The sequence below is a fragment of the Rubritalea tangerina genome (genome assembly GCF_042683245.1).
GTDB lineage: Bacteria > Verrucomicrobiota > Verrucomicrobiia > Verrucomicrobiales > Akkermansiaceae > Rubritalea > Rubritalea tangerina.
Map to the genome: position 1 here is coordinate 62,368 of NZ_JBHUJB010000013.1, position 6,889 is coordinate 69,256.

At 50.8% G+C, this 6,889-nt stretch carries 7 protein-coding genes; 3 read left to right on the plus strand and 4 right to left on the minus strand.

The genetic code is table 11. The annotated features are described in order from the left end of the window. Positions 1 to 14 precede the first annotated feature (14 nt). The 3 genes from ACFSW8_RS02970 to recO form a co-directional block, all read right to left on the minus strand. Positions 15 to 1,595, minus strand: a complete 1,581-nt coding sequence (locus tag ACFSW8_RS02970; RefSeq protein ID WP_377091456.1) for a LamG-like jellyroll fold domain-containing protein — start codon at positions 1,593 to 1,595, stop codon at positions 15 to 17. Continuing rightward, complete coding sequence (locus tag ACFSW8_RS02975; RefSeq protein ID WP_377177401.1) at positions 1,595 to 2,140, minus strand: sigma-70 family RNA polymerase sigma factor; 546 nt, start codon at positions 2,138 to 2,140, stop codon at positions 1,595 to 1,597. Before ACFSW8_RS02975 ends, ACFSW8_RS02970 begins: the two co-directional genes overlap by 1 nt. 77 nt (positions 2,141 to 2,217) lie before the next feature. Further along, positions 2,218 to 2,751 carry a DNA repair protein RecO gene (gene recO, locus ACFSW8_RS02980; protein ID WP_377089006.1) on the minus strand — a complete coding sequence of 178 codons (534 nt, stop codon included), beginning with the start codon at positions 2,749 to 2,751 and terminating at the stop codon, positions 2,218 to 2,220. Positions 2,752 to 2,842: 91 nt separating this feature from the next. Between recO and ACFSW8_RS02985 the strand changes: the two genes are divergently transcribed. Together ACFSW8_RS02985 and ACFSW8_RS02990 are read left to right on the plus strand one after the other, a co-directional pair. Then, complete coding sequence (locus ACFSW8_RS02985) at positions 2,843 to 4,066, plus strand: LL-diaminopimelate aminotransferase (RefSeq protein ID WP_377091454.1); 1,224 nt, start codon at positions 2,843 to 2,845, stop codon at positions 4,064 to 4,066. A gap of 137 nt (positions 4,067 to 4,203) precedes the next feature. After that, positions 4,204 to 6,363 carry a tetratricopeptide repeat protein gene (locus ACFSW8_RS02990; protein ID WP_377089005.1) on the plus strand — a complete coding sequence of 720 codons (2,160 nt, stop codon included), beginning with the start codon at positions 4,204 to 4,206 and terminating at the stop codon, positions 6,361 to 6,363. Between the two features lie 39 nt (positions 6,364 to 6,402). Here ACFSW8_RS02990 and ACFSW8_RS02995 read toward each other — a convergent pair whose 3' ends face one another. Beyond that, the gene (locus ACFSW8_RS02995; RefSeq protein WP_377089004.1) at positions 6,403 to 6,549 is read right to left on the minus strand and encodes a hypothetical protein; all 147 of its coding nucleotides are present in this window, start codon (positions 6,547 to 6,549) and stop codon (positions 6,403 to 6,405) included. Between the two features lie 194 nt (positions 6,550 to 6,743). Here ACFSW8_RS02995 and ACFSW8_RS03000 point away from each other — a divergent pair. Beyond that, positions 6,744 to 6,889, plus strand: a 146-nt coding sequence (locus ACFSW8_RS03000) for an IS110 family transposase (protein WP_377177403.1), incomplete at its 3' end; no start/stop codon positions are given.

Sequence of the window (6,889 nt, forward strand, 5' to 3'; positions counted from 1 at the left end):
TAGACCTTGAGAAATTATTCATCTGCTTCCTCTGCCGCAGTCTCTAACCGATTATTCTCATAGAGGCGCTGCACCGCCTCCCCACTAATCGCTCCATCAATGACGTAGAGCTCATCAATAGCCACTAACAACCCGTTGCCCCCTTCCTCCGTAGAGCGTAATTCAGAAAACAACTGAAGCGGCTTGGACCCAACTCCCTCGGTCTTGGTCTGTAGCCCCCCTCGCCCCCACTTTTCCGATCTTTCCCCCTGGTGCTGAAAGTAGCGCACCTCTTGCAATTCCCCATCAATGTATATGTCAAACTTTGGACCACCTGTCGGTCTCTGCTCCCCGCTATACACACAGGCAAAATGATGCCACTCAGAATCGTTCAGAGCAAAGTCCGTCTGTGCCCAATAATTCCCAGCAGACAAGCCCATCTTCACCTCCTTACCGTACACCTTGTGATAAACAAAATAACTCTCCAGTGAGTCGCGCCACGGGCTACGGTCATCAGAATTCTTGTCCCCCCAACCCAACAAAATTCCCGGCCGTGCAGGGGCGTCCTTCTTCACCTTCACCCAATAGGCCACAGAGCGAGGACGATCACCATCAATGCCTGCCCAGTCAGTCAACACATACCCCCCCAACCCGTTAGAATAGAGAGCCTCACCAAACACACCATCCACTGGGTAAATATCCTGCCCCATCAGCTTAGTAGCAACCTCTCCCCCAACCATACCGATAGCCTGAGGCTCAGGCATCGCCCCAGAATCAAAACTCCAATGCAAATGCGGAAGTGCTGATGGGAGTTCTTCAATGTAATCAGATGGATCTACTGCCACCTCTATCAAACGACCCGCGGAATCCACCCGTAAGCCCTGCCCAGCTTCGATCACTTTTTTCTCACCCAGTGCTCCAATGCCCTGTACCTCCACGAGGCCCTCGAAAACATGCACTTCATCATAGCTAGCATCCGCAACCTGGACCCCAAAGCGCGTCCCCAAATCTCTCGCCACCAATTCCCTACTTTTCACTGTGAACCCCACACCACTAGGGGGCACTTCAAACCACATCTTCCCCTCATTGACATAGAGAGTATTACCTTCATGCAAACTCACATCAGCCGGTGCCATCACTAGCCCTCTAACACCATTCTCAAACACCACCTCCATCGCACCCTGCTTAATCTCAATCCGGTCGCCAACTTCCACTCGCCCCATCTCGCCATCTCCCTCTGCCATCGTATGCTCAAACACCGTCCCAGGAGACACCGCATAACTGGCCCCCTGCCGCTCTCCAGTCAATAAAGTCAACTGCAACACCAACAAGGTCACACTGAGAATCACTACCGCTGCCACCGCGGCATACTTCAGCGTCCGCATCCTCCTGTGACGGTTCAATTGGCTCAGAGGAATCACAGGCTCAGGAGAAGTTAAAGCATCAATCCCCACTGCTCTCTGCTGAAGTGCACTGTGCATCCGTACATACCGAACATAAACCCGACGCGCCGCATCATCTTCATTGAGCTGCGCGCGTAACTCCGCCCAATCCTCCTCTCTCAAGCTCCCATCCAATAGCTGCTGGATGCGCATTTCTAACGCCTTCTCCTCCATCACACTCCTCCTCCCATACTGATCTTCGCATCAATGCATCGCTTCAAACTTGCACGGATGCGATACAAACTCACCCGCAATGACCCTAGTGGCCGCCCCGTCACCTGAGATAATTCCTCGATCGAAGCGTCGTCATAATAGCGCTGGTTGATCAAATCTAATTCCTTAGGTGCCAATTGTTGCAAGCACAGCTCCAATGCCCCCTTAAGTTCATACATGCTGCCATCCTCCTCAGCCACCTCGCCCATCGTCGTCGATACCTTCTTCGCCAACTCGTCATCCACTACCAACCATCCCTTGCGCTTGCGTTCCTTTAAAAATGCACGCACCTCCCAATACGCCACGCTAAACGCCCAACTCAAAAACTTCGTCCCCCGCTCATAACTCCCACGCTTCTTCCACAATACCAAATTCGTCCGCTGTAACACATCCTTCACCGAGGCATCCCCCGGTAACAACGACTGAATATACGCCAGAATCTCAGCCTGATGCGCTGCTATCTGCGTGACCACTTCGTCGTCATTGCCTGGTGAAAAAAGTCCCATTCGCCTATCATACAGGCAGATCCACCCCATGCGTTAACACAAAGTCTGATTTTTTTCACTTTTTCCGCACGCTCAACCTACGCATCAAGCAACTCAAGGCATTGCTTCCGCGTGGGGGGCAACTTGCCAAAGGCATCTTCCAAAGCCAAAAAGGAACGTCGCTTGCCATCCCAAACCCCAGTCATCTTGGCCAACTCATTCTCAAAGTGCTCAAGCCCACGTCGCTCCCCACCTTTTTGATCCAGATACTGCAATGCCCTTTGTAATAAATCAAAAACCTCCTCCTCACTCAGCCCCACCTCCATGACATGCTCAACCAGAGCGCTAAAGTATCCCGCCATCAGCACGTCCTTGTAGCGTTGCCGTAAGCCCGCGTGGTACTCCAAAGGCTGCACCTCGCGCAGCGTATGCAACTCACTGCGCCGGCTCTCCACCCAATCAATCTCGGCCAAATAAAACAAATCAATCTTACCACTGAACTTCCCCTTCGCATTGCGAGCCCCCTTCGCTACGGTCTTTACCAATCCATGGCCCTCAACACACCAAGTCACAATCAGACTCGTATCACTCAATTTTGTGAGCCGCAGTATGATCCCCCTTCCCGATTGCATAGCCGACTACTAACTATTCCCCCTCACGAGCTCAACATTTAACATTCCAGCCTTGCATCTTCCACCAAGGCTGCCCAGCATCCGCGCCGTTATGGCACGCATTAATGACAACTTTCTTAAACTAAAGGCTGGGTACCTCTTCCCAGAAATCGGCCGCCGCGTTGCAGCCTTCACCGAGGCCAACCCAGATGCAGCTCTCATCCGCTGCGGAATTGGTGACGTCACTGAAGCTCTTCCAAAAGCAGTTCAAGAAGCCATGCACAAGGCTGTCGACGAACTCGGATGCCGTGACACCTTCCGCGGGTACGGCCCAGAACAAGGCTATGGCTTCCTTCGCGAAGCAATCGCTGACAACGCATTCTCCGGCCTCGATATCTCAGCTGACGACATCTTCGTTTCCGACGGCTCCAAGTGTGACACCGGTAACATTCTCGACATCTTCGGCCCAGGTAACACCATCGCCATCACCGACCCAGTATACCCAGTCTACGTCGATACCAACGTCATGATTGGCAACACAGGCGAAGCTGACGAAGCTGGCCGCTACGATGGCCTCGTTTACCTTCCCTGCACCGCCGAAAACAACTTCGTTCCTGCAATCCCAGAAGAGAAAGTAGACATCGTCTACCTTTGCTACCCGAACAACCCAACAGGCGCATCCGCTACACGTGAGCAGCTTCAGGCATGGGTTGACTACGCGATCAAGAACGACGCAATCATCCTTTACGATGCTGCATACGAAGCATTCATCCAAGACGCAGACGTACCTAAGTCCATTTACGAAATCGAAGGCGCTAAGCAATGCGCTCTCGAATTCCGCTCCTTCTCCAAGAACGGTGGTTTCACAGGTGTTCGCTGTGGTTACATCGTGATCCCTGACACCGTCTTCGGCACATCCGAGTCTGGCGAAAAGATCAGCATCAAACAACTCTGGAGCCGCCGCACTTCTACTAAGTTCAACGGCGCATCCTACCCAGTACAACGTGGTGCTGAAGCAATCTTCTCCGAACAAGGTAAAGCAGAAGTTGCTGCCCTCGTAGAACATTACATGGCAAACGCATCACTCCTCCGTGAAGCCTGCACCGAGCTCGGCCTCAAAGTCTTCGGTGGAGAAAATGCCCCATACGTCTGGGTCGCATGCCCAGAGGGCCTCACCTCATGGGATATGTTCGACAAAATGCTCCAGGAAGCAAATGTCGTCATCACCCCAGGTTCCGGCTTCGGCGCCGCTGGCGAAGGCTACTTCCGAATCTCCGCATTCAACTCACGTGCAAACGTCGAGGAAGTCTGCAAGCGCCTCAAAGCGCTCCTCTAAGGCTCAAAACAACATAACCCATTTCATAAAAAGGCAGAGCACCACGCTCTGCCTTTTTTATTTCCCGTCAGAGAATTTTCTATCACATTGACCCAGATTGAACACTTTGTTAGTAAGCAACATCATTTTGCTTACTTATGAAAACTGTCCTCTCTAGTATCCTGGTCGCCGGAGTTTTGAGCCACTGTGGTTCCTACTCACCTTACCATTCATACACCTCCGAAGAACGCCAAGCTCTGCCAGCTACGCAAACTGCTGAAGAATGGAACGAGCGCTTCAATGTCGACCTGGAGGAGTCATCCTTTTGGTACGACGAACTCGGATACTTGTACGCTGAATTGCCACCGAAACAACACTGGCAAGACGCGCTCCAACTTGCCGAGGACAGCCTACAAAAGCACCCTCACCACCCAGCAAACACCTTCTTCCCTATCTTCAAGAATGTGCTCGAGGGTAACACGCAGGAGGCAGAACAAATTCTCCAAACACACCTGCTAAAAACCAAAATCGATGATCACAACCGCAAAGATGTCATCGCATTGCTCTATGCCCTATCCTCAGACCCACAGGCTACCCAAGCATGGATCGCTCAGAAGAAGCCTGACCTACTGAAGCCTCGAAAGCCCTACACGTCCAAACCGGAAAAAAAGGAGCAATGGGAAAAGGATCTAGCTGAAGGCAAGGTCGACGCAGCTCTTAAACAGCTCTGGAAGATCGCAAAAGGTTTCACAAGCGATGACAGCGATAAAGACCAAGCCCTGTCTCAGATCTACAAAGTCTGCAGCCTGCTAGAGCGTGAAGTTGAGGCACAAAAAGCAATCGATCTCATTCAACGCTGCTTTGAGAAGGAAGCCAAAGATCCAGAAAATTACTGCAATGTCCCTTATGAGCTAAAAAAACACCTCGCGAACAAGGGTGATTGGAAACAGTTAGAAAAGCTCCTCAAACTCATCCGCATTGAAGATAAGGACGATCTGAGTAGTCACGACGAGCTGATCGAGCTCATTCTCTGTAGCTACTACACTCGGTCCCCGGCTGCGTTCGTTGCCGAGATTGAAAAACTACAATCCAATAAAAAACTGACTCGCTACACCTTCTTCGAAGTACTTGAAACAGCAATGGGCGACACTCCATCCATTGGCCAACTCTATGTTGAAGAACTTAGCAAAGCTGGACGCCACGAAGATGCATGGGCGATTGCTTCCCGCCTGCTCGTGTCCAAGTCTTCCGATGATCCCTACTACGCATTGGCTCAGAAAACGAACAAGGTGGCCTTCCCGGACTTGTTAGATCAATTGCTCGCCTTCGATCCATTCGAAGAACGCCCACTCATCTGGAAGGCTAAACTCGCCCTAACAGCTAATGACATCGAGGGGGCGGACAAATGGATCAACCAAGCCATCACGCTAGACCCGTCAGATGGCGATCAAGGGAAAGATTCACGCATGCAAGCCTACGCTGTGCTCGCAGATGTTTTCAAAGCGAAGGGCAATACTGAAAAAGAAGCATTCTTCCGTGAAGTTGTCTCAGCCATTCGCGAAGGTGAAATTGCCGATGATTACCTCTACGCAGGCCTCATTCAAGAAGCAATCAAGCGCTACAAAGCCTCACTCGGTCGCTTCAATGACGCATACTGCCTGCAGTCACGACTCGCTCTAACACTCGCGAAAAATGGTAAATTTGAGGAAGCTATCCCCCACTTTGAAAAGGCATTCACACTCATGCCCGTGAGCTTTGGCCCCCGCGAAAGCCATTGTTTTGGCTGTGAAGGACTGTACTCAGACGAGCGTGTGCACCCGATTGCCGAACGTATTCTGACTGAGTTTGTCGAGAAGAATCCAGAGAACCCTAGAGCCCCCTACCTACTCGGTCTCGTGCTGAATAAAATGAAAAAGTACGATGCGGCCAATACCGCTTTCCAAAAGGCACTAGAGCTAGATCCAGACTATTACAATGCAGCGAATAAACTCCTGCAAAATTACAAAACCCAACCACAGCACCAGCAGCAAAAAGCAGAGCTAATTGTCCAGATGCTCGGCTTTGCACCATACACCCAGATTCAAACTATCTTCAGGGAGCGCAGCGACCTCGCTCAAGCGTGGACAGATGCTGAAAAAATCAAAGACTCACCACTCACTTTACCAACACTAAGTTGGAACTTTTATACGCCTAACAAGCAGTACGAAGCTTTCAACTCTTACTCCAGAAGCACACTAAAAGCTATGGATGGTTGGTCAAAAAGTGAGTTACTGCGCGACAATTACTTCCTCGGCAGCCTAAGCTCAGACATCGATTAAAAGACACACTCTATCAGCAGAGCTCCGGCTCTGCTTTTTTTACGCAGGTGACTGAGCAGCACTCTTCTGCATGAGCTTATCAAGTTCCTCTCTCTTATCGGCATGCATCTTAGCTTCACTGAATGCTTCACGAATGCGCTTTAGCCTCTGCGTCACAGATTCGCGTAACTCTCCATATTCAGGCACCTTAATTTCTAGCTTTTTCTTTTCAGCCCTCCCCCCACTGTAGCCCCACTTTTTATTTCCGCTAACGGAAGTTTGCCCTCTACTAACGCTCTATTGCCCTAAGAATAAAAGATAGAATGAGAAGAGAGGTGAGGCCGCGCCATGGTTGCTGGTAAGCTCATGGCTCATATGAAAAAAAACCAAAGCAAGCAACGATTGTCGGCGTCGACCTCAGTGATAAGAAACATCAAATCTGCGTACTCGACAAGAGCGGAACAACCCTAAGCGAGAGAACCATTCCAAATAGCTACGCAGGCTTGGAGAAACTTAGCGCAGATTACCCAGAAGCGCTCATTGCAAT

What these genes read in the sequence shown, in the direction of transcription:
- ACFSW8_RS02990 (WP_377089005.1), top strand. Translation starts at nt 4,204, where the DNA reads ATGAAAACTGTCCTCTCTAGTATCCTGGTCGCCGGAGTTTTGAGCCAC.
- ACFSW8_RS02975 (WP_377177401.1), bottom strand. Translation starts at nt 2,140, where the DNA reads ATGGGACTTTTTTCACCAGGCAATGACGACGAAGTGGTCACGCAGATA.
- recO (WP_377089006.1), bottom strand. Translation starts at nt 2,751, where the DNA reads ATGCAATCGGGAAGGGGGATCATACTGCGGCTCACAAAATTGAGTGAT.
- ACFSW8_RS02985 (WP_377091454.1), top strand. Translation starts at nt 2,843, where the DNA reads ATGGCACGCATTAATGACAACTTTCTTAAACTAAAGGCTGGGTACCTC.
- ACFSW8_RS02970 (WP_377091456.1), bottom strand. Translation starts at nt 1,595, where the DNA reads ATGGAGGAGAAGGCGTTAGAAATGCGCATCCAGCAGCTATTGGATGGG.